Origin of the sequence: Streptomyces sp. NPDC006450 (genome assembly GCF_040612195.1) — a bacterium.
Classification (GTDB): Bacteria; Actinomycetota; Actinomycetes; order Streptomycetales; family Streptomycetaceae; genus Streptomyces.
The window spans coordinates 43,447-57,316 of record NZ_JBEXPT010000029.1 but is presented as its reverse complement, the minus strand read 5'-3'; the positions used below and the strand labels follow the sequence as shown (position 1 = coordinate 57,316).

The window sequence follows — 13,870 nt, the reverse complement described above, 5'->3', positions numbered from 1 at the left end:
CCGGCCGGCTCGGGGGCCGAACGCCAGGCCACCGCCGCGAGGACGGCCGTGAGCTCGGGCAGGACGGGCAGGCCCGGCTGGGGTGCGGGCGGGCCGTAACGGACCGGGCCCCGGCCCTCGGCCGTCGTGCGCTGGATCCCCGACACCGCGCGCCACCTCTCCCTGCCGTCCCCCGCTCCCGACCCTGCCTTTATACGGTTATTCGTCCGCGATCGCCCGTTGTGGGCATCCGGGCCGACGCCCCGGCCGGCAGCGGGACCGGCACCAGGACCGGCCGCGCCGCCTCAGCCGCTCCTCCCCAGCAGCGCGAGCAGCCGGGTCTGGGCGTCCGCCCCGTCGGGAATCTCCACCGGGGCCGCGTACATGCCGCTCGCGGCCAGTCCGTCGGCGTAGGGCATGACCTCCTCGAGGGAGAACTCCACGAGGCCGTCCGGCAGCCGCTCGTCGGCTCCGATGCCCCGCGCGAGGTCCCAGGCGTGGACGACGCAGTCGGCGATCAGTTCCGAGCAGTACGCCGACCCGAGCGCGGGCCCGTACGAGAGCCGGACGGTGCGCTCCAGCGCTCCGGGGACCTCGAAGGCGATGTGCGCGGCGGCCGAGGCCTCGTCCCAGGCGGCGGCCGGATCCGTGCCGAGGACATCGCCGTTGAAGGTGCTGCCGATGTCCTCGACGGTGCGGCCGTCGGTGACCAGGGGCGGTATCCACAGCTGTTCGGCGGTGACGTGGTTGACCAGGTCGCGCACGGTCCATTCGCTGCAGGGCGTCGGCGCCTCCCACTGCGCGTCCGAGACCGCGTGGACGTACCGACCGAAGAGCCGCAGCGCCTCGGCGTGCCGCTCGAGCAGCGGGTCCGGCATGGATCTCACCGTCCTTCGTTCACCCGTTCGCCCTCCCCTGAGTTCTCCCGGATCAACTGTCCTCGCCCCCATCACGACCTGCCACCCGCCCACCCAATCCCCTTGGCGCGCAAGGATGGTGTCCACATGTCAAAACACCTGTCTCAGATGACGAACTGATCCCTTACGGTGAATCCAACGCCTCGACAGCACTTCGACGATGAAGGAGCCAGGTCCCATGAACGCCTCGGAAGCCACCCACAAGGCAGCTGCCTCGGAGCCCGCGCACGAGACCGCCGTCTACACCCACGGACACCACGAGTCGGTGCTGCGCTCGCACCGCTGGCGCACGGCCGAGAACTCCGCCGCGTACCTGATCGGCGAGCTGCGCCCCGGGATGACCGTCCTGGACGTGGGCTGCGGCCCGGGCACGATCACGGCGGACCTGGCGGAGCTGGTGGGGCCGCAGGGCCGGGTCACGGCGGTGGACGCGGCGCGGGACGTGCTCGACCAGGCCGCCGCGTACGCGAAGGAACGCGGCCTGACCGGCATCGAGTTCGCCACCGCGGACGTCCACGCGCTGGACTTCCCCGACGATTCCTTCGACGTGGTCCACGCCCACCAGGTGCTGCAGCACGTGGGCGATCCGGTGCAGGCGCTGCGCGAGATGCGCCGGGTGTGCCGGCCGGGCGGGATCGTCGCGGCGCGGGACGCGGACTACGCGGCGATGACCTGGTACCCCGCGACTCCGGGGCTGGAGGAGTGGCTGGACCTGTACCGGCGGGTCGCACGCGCCAACGGCGGCGAGCCGGACGCCGGACGCCGCCTGCGCGCGTGGGCGCGGGCGGCGGGCTTCACGGACGTGGCCTGCACGGCGACCTCGTGGTGCTACGCGACCGCGGAGGAGGCCGCGTGGTGGTCCGCGCTGTGGGCGGACCGTACGACGGCCTCGGCCTACGCCGGGATCGCGACCGGCGGCGGACACGCGACGGAGGCGGAGCTGGCGGCCGCGGCGGACGCCTGGCACACCTGGGGCGCGGAGCCGGACGCCTGGTTCTCGGTGCTGAACGGCGAGATCATCTGCCGCGCCTGAGCCCGGGCGCCCGGTTCAGGCCGCCAGGCGTACGGGGAGCAGATCGGGCCGCTTGGCCGTACGGCCGTCTCCGGACGAGCGCCCGCGCAGCCGCCGCCCGATCCAGGGCCCGGCGAAGCCCACGGCCCACCGCAGCTCCCCGGCCACGCCCCGCAGGCCCGCGGGCGCGGCGGGCGGCGGGCCGGGCAGCGGGCGGGTCCAGGCATCGTCACTGCCGGGCAGCCCCAGGGCGTGCGCGACACCGGCGGCGATCATCGCGTGGCCGGACGGCGCGGCGTGCAGCCGGTCCGCGCTCCACATCCGCGGGTCGGTGGAGGCCTCGTGGCGGGCGAAGTCGGCGACGGCCACCCCGTGCCGCTCCGCCGCCCGCCGTATCCGCTCGTTGAGCGCGGTGACGCGCGGGGCCGCCCCCCTGGCGAGCGGGACGAGCTTCGCGATGTCGGGGAAGGTGACCGTGGCGACGCGGGCGCCCTGCGCGGTGAGCGCGGCGAACATCGCCTCCAGGTGCCCGGCGACCTCGTCGGCGTCGAAGCGGGGCCGCAGCACGTCGTTGACCCCGGCGACCACGGTGGCCAGGTCGGGACGGAGCGCGAGGGCCGGCCCGAGCTGCCCCTCGCGCACCCCCGCCGCGAGGCGGCCCCGCACGGCCAGGTTGGCGTAGAGCACGTCGGGCTCGTGCACCGCGATCAGCTCGGCGAGCCGGTCGGCACAGCCGCGCAGCCCGGTGCGGTCGTCCCCGTCGCCCACGCCCTCGCTCTGGCTGTCGCCGAGCGCCACGTACCGGGTCGGCCGTCGCTGCTCACTGCTCTCCACGGGATGCCCGCCTCTCGTTCAGAATGATCGTCGTGCGCTCGTACCAGGCGCGGTTGGCCCGCTCGAACTCCAGGCCGCGCAGGCAGGTGAGGTAGGGGCCGATCCGTGCGCCGTGGCGCAGGAACTCCTCCTCCGTGCGCTCGCCGCGCATCGAGCGGAGCAGTTTCTCGAACAGCTCCGCCTTGGCCGTCGCGAAGGCGGTCCGCTCCGCGAGCTGCGCGAGCAGCGCCCCCGTGTCGACGTACTCGGCCGCCTGGACCTTGACGAGCAGGTCGTCGCGGATGACGCAGGGCTTGGTCTCGGCGGCGGTGAACCGCTCCAGCTCGGCCAGTCCGGCGTCGGTGACCTGGAACAGCCGCTTGTTCGGCCGGGTGTCCTGGACGACCTCGCGGCCCGCGATGAAGCCGTCCCGCTCCAGCCTGGCCAGCTCGGCGTAGAGCTGCTGGGGCGAGGCGTGCCAGAAGTTGGCCACGCCCGTGCCGAAGGCCTTGGCCAGCTGGTAGCCGCTCAGCTCCTCGTCGAGCAGCGCGGCCAGTACGGCGTGGCGCAGAGCCATCGGTCGGTCCCTTCCTCTCCTCCGGGGGGCGTGTCCGTTCGCGGCGCCCTCTTCCTCAGGACGCCCAGGCCATGATAGTCAAGAAACTGACTAATCACATCGGTGACTATCGAGGAGTCCTCATGAGTACCGACACCAGTCCGGCCGACCGCTTCCGCGCCGCCGTGGCCGGCCATGACCTCGCCGCGCTGGACGCACTGTTCACCGACGACGTCCGGCTCAACAGCCCGGTGAAGTCGAAGCCGTTCGAGGGCAAGCCGGCCGTGCTGGCCCTCTTCCGCGTCCTCCTGCGCACGTTCGAGGGCTTCCACTACGTCGGGCACTTCGACGGCAGCGTCCAGTCGGCCGGCGTCCCGTTCGGGGCGGAGGGAGCCGAGGGACCGGCGACCGTGCTGCCGTTCCGGACCACCGTGGGCGACCGGCAGGTGCACGGCATCGACATGCTGCACCTCACACCCGAGGGCCTGATCGATGAGATCACCGTGATGATCCGCCCCCAGACGGCGGTCGTGGCCGTCGGCGAGGCGGTCCTGGCCGGCCTGCTCACCGACGGCGCGGTGACCGGCTGACCCACCGGCTGACCGGACCTCGGACGGCAGGCCAGTAGACTCGGTGCCCGTGGCGGATACCCAGTACGAAGACCTGTTGAAGCTGGTGCTCACCTCCGGGACGGCGAAGGCCGACCGGACGGGCACCGGCACCCGGAGTGTCTTCGGGCACCAACTGCGTTACGACCTCTCGCAGGGGTTTCCCCTGGTCACCACCAAGAAGGTGCACCTCAAGTCGATCGTGTACGAGCTGCTCTGGTTCCTGCGCGGCGAGTCGAACGTCGGCTGGCTGCGGGAGCACGGCGTCACCATCTGGGACGAGTGGGCCGACGAGAACGGCGACCTCGGCCCGGTCTACGGCGCCCAGTGGCGCTCCTGGCCCACGCCGGACGGCCTGCACATCGACCAGATCACCGAGGTCCTCGACACGCTGCGCCGTGACCCGGACTCCCGCCGGATGATCGTCTCCGCGTGGAACGTGTCCGAGCTGTCCAAGATGGCGCTCGCGCCGTGCCACGCCTTCTTCCAGTTCTACGTGGCCGACGGCAAGCTCTCCTGTCAGCTGTACCAGCGCAGCGCGGACCTGTTCCTCGGCGTGCCGTTCAACATCGCCAGCTACGCCCTGCTCACCCACATGGTGGCGCAGCAGACCGGCCTGGAGCCGGGCGACTTCATCTGGACCGGCGGCGACTGCCACATCTACGACAACCACGTCGACCAGGTGACCGAGCAGATCTCGCGCACGCCCTTCGAGTTCCCCGAGCTGAAGCTGCACCGGGCCGACTCGCTCTTCGACTACGCCTACGGCGACGTGGAGCTGGCCGGCTACCAGCACCACCCGGCGATCAAGGCCCCGGTCGCGGTATGAACGTGAACCTGAGCGGGGACCTGACCGGCGGCATGAACGTCGGGCTGATCTGGGCGCAGAGCTCCGACGGCGTGATCGGCGCGGACAACGGGATCCCCTGGCGGCTGCCCGAGGACATGGCCCACTTCAAGGCCACGACGCTCGGCCATCCGGTGGTGATGGGCCGCAAGACCTGGGACTCGCTGCCGGCGCGCTTCCGGCCCCTGTCCGGGCGGCGCAACATCGTGGTGACCCGTGACCCCGCATGGGCCGCGGAGGGCGCGGAGCGCGCCGGGTCCATCCCCGAGGCCCTGGAGCTCGCGGCCGGGCAGCCCGATCCGGCCGCCCCCGCCACCGCCTGCTGGGTGATCGGCGGCGGCGAGGTCTACCGGGCCGCGCTGGCCCACGCCGTCATGCTCTCGGTGACCGAGGTCGACACGAAGGTGATCGGCGACACCCACGCCCCGGAGCTGGAACCGGCGTGGACCGTCGCCGAGGACGGTGACTGGCAGTCCTCGGTGACCGGCCTGCGCTACCGCATCCGCACCTACACCCGGTAGGCGAAGGCCCCGGTCCTGCTCCCCCGCCGGCCTACTCCCCCGGCGGGCGCATCCGGAAGTTGTACGCGGGCGGCAGCGGGCGGTCCGTGAGGGTGGCCCAGACTTCGGCGAGGGTTTCCTCGCCCTCGCGGAGGTCGGGCAGTTCGAAGCCCTCTTCGAAGACCCGCCGGGCCGCGCCCACATGGCCCTCGGCCGCGAGGAGCCGGGCCGCCGACAGCCGGAAGCGGCCCTCGTCGCGCAGGGCGGGGCGCAGCCGGTCCCACACCGAGCGGGCCTCCGGTAGCAGGCCCGCGGCCAGCAGGGACGCCAACGCCTCCCGGCCCAGGGCCGATTCGGCGGCCAGCCAGCCCGTGCCGCCCCGGCTCTCCTGGGTCAGGTCCTCGAAGGCCTCGGCGTACCAGCGGGCCGCCCGGGCCGGGTCGCCGGCCAGGTCGTCGGCGACGGCCAGACACCTCAGCAGCGGCCACCGCGACGGGGCCAGCGCCAGCCCGCGCTCCCAGCTCCGTACCGCCTGGGCGATGTCCCCGGCGTGCCACTGGGCGACCCCGAGGTGGTACTCGGTCAGCGGGTCCGCCGGGGCGGTCTCCAGCATGTCCCGCCAGTGCGGGGCGACCAGGCTCGGGCCGGGCGGCGCCACCCGGCGCGGGGCGGGGAAGACACCGGTGCGCCACAGCTCCAGCCAGGGTGCCTGGTCCTCGTCGAGGGTGTCCTCCGCGAAGGGGGTGCCGGGCAGTTTGTGGCCCCCGCACAACACCTCCAGCGCGCCCCAGCCGGAGCCGGCGGCCAGCCGCTCTCCCGGTTCGGTGTCGGCGCACCCGCGCCACGCCTCGTACGCCGCGTCCACGGCCGGCCCGGGCAGCGCGGACTCCAGTGCCGTCCCGGCCGCGGCGCGGGCCGCCGCCCAGTCCTCCCCGTGCACCGCCGCCGGGTCCGCGGACAGGGCCCCGTAGGCCTCCAGCCAGCTGAACTCCCCGCCCGCTTCCAGGCGTACGTGTTCCAGCTGGGTGCGGGCGAGCCCGGCCTGGATCTCCGCGTACCCGCCCGTACCGGGCTCCGTCAGCCATTCCTGCCAGCGCCGACCGCCCTCACCGGCGCCCCAGACGAAGAGCTTGCGGCCGCGCAGCCGGGCCGTGGAGGTCTGGACGAGTCCCCGCCCCTCGGCGTCGAGGGAGGCGATCCAGGGCCGGGTCCCGGCTTCGACCTCGTAGAAGAAGTCGGCGGGGTACGTGCTGCGCAGCGGGTAGGTGCGGTCCGTGTCCTCCCAGCCGGGTACGGGGATGCGGCGCAGGGAGCGCTCGTACCCGAAGTGCCAGGCCTCGTCGGCCGGGGCCAGGACGCGGGTGCCGTCCTCCTCGGGCACGGCGATGTTGGACCACCAGTAGACGGGTGCGGGCCGCTCGTGCGGATTGCGCACGCGGACGCCGACGTAGAGGAACTCCGAGTCCTCGGGCAGCCACAGGTCCACCTGGAACGGCAGGTCGCGCAGCCGCTCCCACTCCCAGAGCCGCACCATGACTCCCCCGTCGGGTGCCGGGACGAGCGCGGCGTGCAACGGGGCGCAGGAGAGGGTGGTGTGGCCGGTGGCTCCGAGGTTCCACTCGATGCCGCCGGAGAACCAGGCGCCGTTGAGCGCGAAGTTGGCGGGCTGGAACACCGGGTTGCGGTAGAGCAGTTCGCGTCCGGTGGGGAGGTGGACGAGCGAATGGATCCGGCCGCCGAGTCCGGGCAGGACGGTGGCGCGCAGGTGTGCGTTCTCGATGACGATCGTCTCGAAGTCCCGCTCGGTGCGCTTGCGTTGGTAGCCGTCACGGATCCGGACGGGCAGCAGCGAGCGCAGCGGCTCGTACCCGATCTGGCGTGCCATGTCGCGCGGCAGGCCCTCGCGCGACCGCTCGTCCAGCGTGTGCACGCCGTCGGTCTCACGGAGGGCGGGCAGTGGGTTCTCGGGACCCAACGGGGCTGCGGGAAGGGTCAGTACGGAGCGGCGGACGGTGGTGGCCATGAGGGAAATGGAACACGCCACGGCGGCCGGTGCACAGGGATTCGGCGGATCACCACCGGTCAGGATTACGCAAAGCCTGGCGGGGCGTGGGCCGGCGATCGACAATGAGGTCCATGAGCGTACGGAGCAGACGGGGACAGTTGTTCGGCGGGGAGGCGACGGAGAGCCGGATCACCGCGCATGTGAACGCCGGCGAACGGGACATGCTCGCCGGGATGTTGGCGGCGCAGCGCGCGACGCTGGAGCTCAAGTGCGCGGGCCTGGAGGCGGAGTTGGCCGAGCGGTCGGTGGAGCCGTCCACGCTGTCGCTGCTCGGGCTGGTACGTCACCTCGCGGACGTGGAGCGCCGCTGGTTCCGGCGGGTGCTGGCCGCACAGGACGCCCCGGCCCTGTTCTCCTCGCCGGACGATCCCGACGGTGACTTCGACGGGGCGGTGTCCGATCCCGCGGTGGTCGAGCGGGCGTGGGAGGCGTGGCGGGCGGAGGTGGCCTTCGCAGAGCGGTTCACGCAGTCGGCGCCCGACCTGGAGGTGTCCGGGAAGGACGGGTGGCTGGGCGAGGTCCCGCTGCGCTGGGTCCTGGTCCACATGATCGAGGAGTACGCGCGCCACAACGGCCACGCGGACCTGCTGCGCGAGCGCATCGACGGCGCGATCGGGGTCTGACCCCGATCGCGACCGCCGGACGGCCTAGCCGAAGGCCCCCGCCACCAGGTCGGCGAGCAGTGCGCCCGCGCGCCGGTCCGGGTCCAGGTCCGGGTCGTAGATGGTGACGTTGAGTCCGACGCAGCGCGGCGAGCTGATCAACACGCCGAGCAGTTCCGCGAGTTCGTCGGGAATCAGGCCGCCGGGGTCGGGGCTGTCGACGGCCGGCATCACGGACGGGTCCAGTACGTCGGCGTCCAGGTGGACCCAGAACCCCGCGGTGGCCGGCGGCTGCAGCCCCGTCAGCGCGGTACGGGCCACCGGCCCGGCGCCGCGGTCGCGGATCGCCCCCACCGTGGCGGCGAAGATCCCGGCGGCGCGCAGCTCGGGGAGGTCAGGGTCCCCGTCGCGCAGCCCGAAGAGCCGGACGTCCTCGTCGCGCACGTAGGGCCCGAGGCCCTCCAGGTCGGCGAGGTCCGCCTGGCCGCGCCCGGTGGCGAGTGCGAGCTCCTCGCCGCCGGCCGCTCCCACGGGACCGTTGACGGCCTCGTTGCCGGGGTGGCGGAAGTCGGCGGAGCCGTCGATCGCGGCGATGCCGTACCGCCCGAGGCGCCGCATGGCCAGGGAGGCACCGAGCTGGATGGAGCAGTCGCCGCCGAGGACGACGGGGAACTCCCCGGAGCGCAGGTGGTCCTCGATCCGGTCGGCGAGGGCGACGGTGTACGCGGCGAGGGCCTCCGCATGGAACACCCCGTCGCCCTCCTTCCAGTCGCCCCGGTCGTAGCGAGGCGGGACGACGACCCCGCCCTCGCGTGCGCCGAGGCGGGCCAGCAGGCCCTGTTCGCGCAGGGCCCCGGCCAGTTTGTACACCCCGGGAACGGCGCCCGGGGCCGGGGGGCGGAGCCCGAGGTTGGACGGTGCGTCGAGGAGCACGAGGGTTCGCATGGACTCATCCTGTGCGATGCGGGGCCCGGGGACATGGCATTTCGGACGTGAGCGCCCAGCGTTCGTGGTCCCGCCAGGCGCCGTCGACCTGGAGGAAGTCGGGCGACAGCCCCTCCAGTCGGAAGCCGAGCCCGCGGACGAGGGCGATCGAGGCGGTGTTCTCCGGCTGGATATTGGCCTCCAGCCGGTGCAGTGCGAGCCCGCCCTCCGCGAAGGCGTGGCCGACGGCGAGGCCGAGCGCCTCCCGCATGAGCCCCCGGCCCGCCGCGTGCGCGAAGGCCCCGTACCCGAGCGCGCCGCACTGGAAGGCGCCGTAGACGATGTTGTTGACGTTCACGAAGCCGGCGATCGCGCCCGAATCCCGCTCGCACACGAGGAATCCGGTCCTGCCCGTCGCGGTGGCCGCGGCTGCGCCGGCGATCAGCGGGGCGGCGTACGCCTCGTAGGCCTCCACGGTCGCGGGCGGCGACAGCCACGGGTGGTGGAGCTCACGGCTCTCGCGCACCCGGGCGGTGAACTCGGCGCCGTCAGCGGGCCGGTAGGGCCGGAGCCCGATCCGTCCGCCCTCGGCGAGGTACGGGAGATACGACATCGCCCCAGGCTAGGGCTTGTGGCAGGATCCCCGGGTGATCATCACCCCGAACACCGAAGAACTCCTCCTCGCGGCCGCGTACAACAACGCCGCGTGGTGCGCAGCTGTCTGCCGCGACGGCGGCTTCACCGCCCAGGCCTGGAGCAGCCCGCGCCCGACGCCGCTCTACTACCCGGACGCCGTGACCCTCACCCGGGACACCGACACGGCCGCCCTGCTCGCCGGGATCGACACCGTCGCGCCGCACGCGTCGGTCAAGGACAGCTTCGCCGTGCTCGACCTGGCTCCGGCCGGCTTCGAGGTCCTCTTCGGCGCCGAGTGGATCCACCGCCCGGCCTCCGTTCCGCACGCCGCCCCGGCCCTGGAGTGGAGCCGGATCTCCGGACCCGCGGAGCTGGAGGCGTGGGAGACGGCCTGGGACGGAGAGGAGAGCACCGGCCTGTTCCATCCGGGGCTGCTCACGGCGACCACCGGGGAGGCAGGAGTGGCCGGGGAGGCAGGAGTGGCCGGGGAGGCCGGAGTGGCCGGGGAGATCGCCTTCCTCGCGGGGCGGGACGCCGGGGGCCGGATCCTCGCCGGGGCGGCCGCCAACCGCACCGGCGACGTGGTCGGCATCTCCAACGTGTTCAGCGCCGACGGAACCCCGGACGACGAGGCCTGGACGGGCGCGCTGACCCTGACCGCCTCGCTCTGGCCCGGCCTGGCGCTCGTCGGCTACGAGTCGGGGGACGACCTCGGCACGGCGCTGCGCCACGGCTTCACGGCCATCGGCCCGCTCCGCGTCTGGGTCCACGCGGGCTGACCGCCCGCGCCCGCCGCGGCTCCCGCTGCTTTCGGCGCAGCCGGACCTTGGTGGGACGGGTGTTCTCGAAGATGAACACCAGGGTGAGCACCGCGAGCGCGGCGATGCCGGCGCAGCGCGGCCCTGGGTGATCGACGCGCGACCCTTGCCGCGGTTCCCGGACGTGTGGGAGCTCATGGCCCCCATCGCCCGCTCGCGGCGGCGCGGGGGCGCGGGGGCTCAGTCGGACAGGGCCAGACGGGGGATGTCCGCCCGCTCGAACCCGAACACCTGCGCGTACAGCGACAGCTCCGCCTCCAGCGCCCGGACCATCGTGTCCGCACGCCGGAAGCCGTGCCCCTCGCCCTCGAAGGCGACGTACGCGTGCGGTACCGACCGCCCGCGCATCGCGGTCAGCAGCCGCTCCGCCTGCGCGGGCGGGCAGACCGGGTCGTCCAGGCCCTGGAGCAGGACGAACGGCGCGGTGATCCGGTCGGCGCGGGCCACCGGGGAGCGCTCGCGGCTGAGCAGGGCCAGGGTCTGCGGGGGGCCGGCGAGGCCGTCGGCGTAGCGGGACTCCAGGTCGTGGGTCTCCGCGGCGAAGCCGGCCAGGTCCAGGACCGGGTAGATGATCGCCGCGCACGCGTACAGCCCTGTGGCGGCCAGTGAGGCAGCCGCCGTCCAGCCGCCCGCGCTGCCGCCGCGGATCGCGAGCCGGTCCGGGTCGGCGGTGCCCTCGGCGGCCAGGGCCCGCGCAACGGCGGCGCAGTCCTCGACGTCGACGATGCCCCACTGTTCGCGCAGCCGTTCCCGGTAGGCGCGCCCGTAGCCCGTGGAGCCGCCGTAGTTGACTTCGACGACGCCGATGCCGCGGGAGGTGAAGTAGGCGATGTGCAGGTCGAGTACGGGTGGCACGTGGTCGGTGGGGCCGCCGTGCGCCCACACCACGTACGGGGGCAGCTCGTCGGCCCTGGCGCGCAGTACGGGGTGGTGCGGCGGGTAGACGTGTGCGTGGATCTCCCGGCCGCCCCGGCCGAGGAAGGTCCTGCTCTGCGGCTCCGGGTAGTACGCGGGGTCCGCCCGGTCCGCCTCGCGCGACCCGCCGGCCGGTCCCGGTCCGTCGGCCCCGCCCGTCCCGTCCGCCCCCGGGGAGCCGCGGCCGCCCACCACCCGGGCGTGCCCGGTGGCCGTGTCCAGCTCCACCACCTCGTACGCGCTGCGCGGGCTGGCCGCCACCCCGTAGACCCGGCCGCCGCTGACGGCGAGCGTGGGCTGCCAGGCCGTCCACGGCCCGGCCGCGTCGACCAGGTCCCCGCTCTCGGGGTCGAGCACGCCGAGCACCGGGGAGCCCCGGCCGTGCAGGACGGCCACCAGCCCGTCGGGGAGCGCCGCGATCCAGCGCAGGCCCGGCTTCCACAGCGGCCCGCCGAACTCCTCTTCCCGGGGGCACAGGTTGACCGCATCGCCCGTCTCCCGGTCCACCCGGTACGGGTTCCACCAGCCGCCCCGGTCGCTCACCGCGAGGAGGTCTCCGCCGGTGGTCCACTCGACCTGCGCGACGGCCTCCTCGGGTCCGCCGAGCACGGTACGGGGCTCCGCGAGCCTGCCGTCCGAGGTGACCTCGGCGAGCCGCAGCTCGGTGCCGTCCCAGGGCATCCGGGGGTGGTCCCACACCAGCCAGGCGGCCTGCCGCCCATCGGGGGAGAGCCTGGGGCCGGTGCTGAACCGGTACCGGTCGTCGGTCAACTCCCGGACCCGGGAGCGGTCTTCCGCCGCCGACCCGTCCAGCGGTACGGCGGCCAGTACCCGGCGCACATCGGTCGGGGCGGCTCCGGTGAACTCCTCCAGCACGCACCAGACTTCACCCTCGCGCAGCACCGGGTCGGCCCAGCGCAGCCCGCCTCCCACCGCCGAGACGGGTGTCAGCGCCCGCGGGGCCGGGCCGCCGGGCGCGTCCGGCTCGTAGGCGTACAGCCGCTGGTCGGCGAAGTGGACGAACACCACCAGCGGTCCACCCAGGGGTCGTTCGGCGCCCGCCCAGGGCTGGCCGCCGTACTCGGTGACCCGGCTGCGCACGTTCCACGGAGCGGGCAGCGCGCACACCTCGGGTCCGCCGTCCGCGGGCCGGCGGACCAGGGCCCGGCGGCCGCCTTCGGCGGGCCGGGGCACCGTCCACCACACCTCGGAGCCGATCGCGCCGACGTACTCCGGCCTCCCGTCGAGGGAGGCGGCGAGCGCGGCGCCGATGGGCGAGGGCCAGCTGCCGTAGGGGGCGGTGCCGTCGCCGCGCGAGGTCATCACAGGGCGCGCAGGGCGCGGTCGAGGACGCGGACCCCGAAGTGCAGGGCGTCGACGGGCACGCGCTCGTCCACTCCGTGGAAGAGGGACCAGTAGTCGAAGCCGGGCGGCAGCTTGAGCGGGGAGTAGCCGTAGCCGGTGATGCCGAGCCGGGAGAACTGCTTGGCGTCGGTGCCGCCCGCCATGCAGAAGGGCACCACGTGCCCCTCGGGGTCGAAGGCCTCGACGGACTCGCGCAGGATCCCGTAGGTCCGCCCGTCCACGGGGGCTTCGAGGGCCACTTCCCGGTGGTGGAACTCCCAGTGCACGTCGGGCCCGGTGAGCTCGTCGAGGGTGGCGATGAACTCGGCCTCGCCGCCGGGCAGCATGCGGCCGTCCACGTAGGCGGTGGCGGTGCCGGGGACGACGTTGAGCTTGTAACCGGCGCTGAGCATGGTCGGGTTGGCACTGTTGCGGACGGTCGCCTCGACGAGGGCGCCGGCCGGGCCCAGCTTGTTGAGGATCTGGTCCAGCTGGAATCCGGGATCCCGCGGGTCCACCGACATGCCCTGCAGGGAGGCGAGTTCGGTGATGCAGGCGGTGACGGTGTCGGTGAGACGGACCGGCCAGTCGTGCTCGCCGATGCGGGCGACGGCGGCGGCGAGCCGGCTGACCGCGTTGGCCCGGTTGGGCTTGGAGCCGTGTCCGGCGGTGCCGGTCGCGGTGAGCTTCAGCCAGGCGGTGCCGCGTTCGCCGGCGGCGATCGGGTAGAGGGCCTGTCCGGGCGCGGCGTGCACGGTGAAGGCCCCGGACTCGCTGATGCCCTCGGTACAGCCTTCGAAGAGCGCGGGGTGGTGGTCGGCGAGGAAGCCCGAGCCGTCGATCGCGCTGTCCTCCTCGTCGGCGGTGTAGGCGATCACGATGTCCCGCCGCGGCTGCACGCCGGCCCGCGCCCAGGCCCGTACGACGGCCAGCACCATCGCGTCCATGTTCTTCATGTCGACGGCGCCGCGGCCCCAGACCACCCCGTCCCGGATCTCGCCCGAGAAGGGGTCGACGCTCCAGTCGGCGGCCTCGGCCGGGACCACGTCGAGGTGGCCGTGGACCAGGAGGGCGGGGGCGGTGGGGTCGGTGCCCGCGATCCGGGCCACCACGTTGGTTCGGCCCGGGGTGCGCTCCAGGAGCGCGGGCTCCAGGCCGATGTCCGCCAGCCGCTCGGCGACGTACTCGGCGGCCGGGCGCTCCCGGCAGTCGCCACCGCCGCGGTTGGTGGTGTCGATGCGGATCAGACCGGAGGTGAACTCGACGGCCTCGTCGAGCGCCACCCGGTCGACGGGGGTACCGGTGACACCGAAGCCGGCGCCCGGTTCGGACAT

14 protein-coding genes are annotated in these 13,870 nt (G+C 73.9%); 6 read left to right on the top strand and 8 right to left on the bottom strand.

The window, feature by feature from the left end; genetic code table 11:
• Positions 1 to 284 precede the first annotated feature (284 nt).
• Entirely contained in the window at positions 285 to 857 is a 573-nt protein-coding gene (locus tag ABZY57_RS12615; RefSeq protein WP_356511025.1) for a TIGR03086 family metal-binding protein, read from the bottom strand.
• Between the two features lie 217 nt (positions 858 to 1,074).
• Here ABZY57_RS12615 and ABZY57_RS12610 point away from each other — a divergent pair, with 217 nt between their 5' ends.
• Positions 1,075 to 1,929 carry a methyltransferase domain-containing protein gene (locus ABZY57_RS12610; protein ID WP_356511023.1) on the top strand — a complete coding sequence of 285 codons (855 nt, stop codon included), beginning with the start codon at positions 1,075 to 1,077 and terminating at the stop codon, positions 1,927 to 1,929.
• A gap of 15 nt (positions 1,930 to 1,944) precedes the next feature.
• On the opposite strand, the gene ABZY57_RS12605 is transcribed toward ABZY57_RS12610, so the two are convergent.
• Positions 1,945 to 2,742: an SGNH/GDSL hydrolase family protein gene (locus tag ABZY57_RS12605; RefSeq protein ID WP_356511021.1), complete on the bottom strand. Its 798-nt coding sequence runs from the start codon at positions 2,740 to 2,742 to the stop codon at positions 1,945 to 1,947.
• Positions 2,729 to 3,298 carry a PadR family transcriptional regulator gene (locus ABZY57_RS12600; protein ID WP_356511019.1) on the bottom strand — a complete coding sequence of 190 codons (570 nt, stop codon included), beginning with the start codon at positions 3,296 to 3,298 and terminating at the stop codon, positions 2,729 to 2,731. Before ABZY57_RS12600 ends, ABZY57_RS12605 begins: the two co-directional genes overlap by 14 nt.
• A 122-nt stretch (positions 3,299 to 3,420) precedes the next feature.
• Between ABZY57_RS12600 and ABZY57_RS12595 the strand changes: the two genes are divergently transcribed.
• Genes ABZY57_RS12595 through ABZY57_RS12585 form a run of 3 tightly spaced genes read left to right on the top strand, consistent with a single transcriptional unit; the run spans position 3,421 to position 5,253 of the window.
• Positions 3,421 to 3,867 (top strand): nuclear transport factor 2 family protein, encoded by a 447-nt coding sequence (locus ABZY57_RS12595; protein ID WP_356511017.1) that lies wholly within the window; start codon positions 3,421 to 3,423, stop codon positions 3,865 to 3,867.
• A gap of 49 nt (positions 3,868 to 3,916) precedes the next feature.
• The gene (locus tag ABZY57_RS12590; protein ID WP_356511015.1) at positions 3,917 to 4,714 is read left to right on the top strand and encodes a thymidylate synthase; all 798 of its coding nucleotides are present in this window, start codon (positions 3,917 to 3,919) and stop codon (positions 4,712 to 4,714) included.
• 32 nt (positions 4,715 to 4,746) lie between these two features.
• A complete protein-coding gene (locus ABZY57_RS12585) occupies positions 4,747 to 5,253 on the top strand; it encodes a dihydrofolate reductase (RefSeq protein ID WP_356511033.1) in 507 nt (168 codons plus the stop codon).
• Between the two features lie 31 nt (positions 5,254 to 5,284).
• Here ABZY57_RS12585 and ABZY57_RS12580 read toward each other — a convergent pair whose 3' ends face one another.
• Positions 5,285 to 7,255 (bottom strand): DUF5107 domain-containing protein, encoded by a 1,971-nt coding sequence (locus ABZY57_RS12580; RefSeq protein WP_356511013.1) that lies wholly within the window; start codon positions 7,253 to 7,255, stop codon positions 5,285 to 5,287.
• Positions 7,256 to 7,458: 203 nt separating this feature from the next.
• On the opposite strand from ABZY57_RS12580, the gene ABZY57_RS12575 reads away from it, so the two are divergent.
• Entirely contained in the window at positions 7,459 to 7,920 is a 462-nt protein-coding gene (locus ABZY57_RS12575; protein WP_356511031.1) for a DinB family protein, read from the top strand.
• A 24-nt stretch (positions 7,921 to 7,944) separates the two neighbouring features.
• Here the strand turns inward: ABZY57_RS12575 and ABZY57_RS12570 are convergent, their stop codons facing one another.
• The gene (locus tag ABZY57_RS12570; RefSeq protein WP_356511011.1) at positions 7,945 to 8,844 is read right to left on the bottom strand and encodes an arginase family protein; all 900 of its coding nucleotides are present in this window, start codon (positions 8,842 to 8,844) and stop codon (positions 7,945 to 7,947) included.
• A 4-nt stretch (positions 8,845 to 8,848) separates the two neighbouring features.
• Positions 8,849 to 9,436, bottom strand: a complete 588-nt coding sequence (locus ABZY57_RS12565; protein WP_356511009.1) for a GNAT family protein — start codon at positions 9,434 to 9,436, stop codon at positions 8,849 to 8,851.
• 34 nt (positions 9,437 to 9,470) lie between these two features.
• Between ABZY57_RS12565 and ABZY57_RS12560 the strand changes: the two genes are divergently transcribed.
• A complete protein-coding gene (locus ABZY57_RS12560; protein ID WP_356511007.1) occupies positions 9,471 to 10,238 on the top strand; it encodes a hypothetical protein in 768 nt (255 codons plus the stop codon).
• A gap of 219 nt (positions 10,239 to 10,457) precedes the next feature.
• Here the strand turns inward: ABZY57_RS12560 and ABZY57_RS12555 are convergent, their stop codons facing one another.
• Complete coding sequence (locus ABZY57_RS12555; RefSeq protein ID WP_356511005.1) at positions 10,458 to 12,515, bottom strand: prolyl oligopeptidase family serine peptidase; 2,058 nt, start codon at positions 12,513 to 12,515, stop codon at positions 10,458 to 10,460.
• A complete protein-coding gene (locus ABZY57_RS12550) occupies positions 12,515 to 13,870 on the bottom strand; it encodes a M20/M25/M40 family metallo-hydrolase (protein ID WP_356511029.1) in 1,356 nt (451 codons plus the stop codon). The genes ABZY57_RS12555 and ABZY57_RS12550 overlap by 1 nt, the downstream gene beginning before the upstream one ends.

Excerpts from the sequence above, each read along its gene's own strand:
- ABZY57_RS12580 (WP_356511013.1), bottom strand. The coding sequence starts at position 7,255 with ATGGCCACCACCGTCCGCCGCTCCGTACTGACCCTTCCCGCAGCCCCG.
- ABZY57_RS12550 (WP_356511029.1), bottom strand. The coding sequence starts at position 13,870 with ATGTCCGAACCGGGCGCCGGCTTCGGTGTCACCGGTACCCCCGTCGAC.
- ABZY57_RS12565 (WP_356511009.1), bottom strand. The coding sequence starts at position 9,436 with ATGTCGTATCTCCCGTACCTCGCCGAGGGCGGACGGATCGGGCTCCGG.
- ABZY57_RS12615 (WP_356511025.1), bottom strand. The coding sequence starts at position 857 with ATGCCGGACCCGCTGCTCGAGCGGCACGCCGAGGCGCTGCGGCTCTTC.
- ABZY57_RS12585 (WP_356511033.1), top strand. The coding sequence starts at position 4,747 with ATGAACGTCGGGCTGATCTGGGCGCAGAGCTCCGACGGCGTGATCGGC.
- ABZY57_RS12610 (WP_356511023.1), top strand. The coding sequence starts at position 1,075 with ATGAACGCCTCGGAAGCCACCCACAAGGCAGCTGCCTCGGAGCCCGCG.
- ABZY57_RS12575 (WP_356511031.1), top strand. The coding sequence starts at position 7,459 with ATGCTCGCCGGGATGTTGGCGGCGCAGCGCGCGACGCTGGAGCTCAAG.
- ABZY57_RS12595 (WP_356511017.1), top strand. The coding sequence starts at position 3,421 with ATGAGTACCGACACCAGTCCGGCCGACCGCTTCCGCGCCGCCGTGGCC.
- ABZY57_RS12600 (WP_356511019.1), bottom strand. The coding sequence starts at position 3,298 with ATGGCTCTGCGCCACGCCGTACTGGCCGCGCTGCTCGACGAGGAGCTG.
- ABZY57_RS12570 (WP_356511011.1), bottom strand. The coding sequence starts at position 8,844 with ATGCGAACCCTCGTGCTCCTCGACGCACCGTCCAACCTCGGGCTCCGC.
- ABZY57_RS12555 (WP_356511005.1), bottom strand. The coding sequence starts at position 12,515 with ATGACCTCGCGCGGCGACGGCACCGCCCCCTACGGCAGCTGGCCCTCG.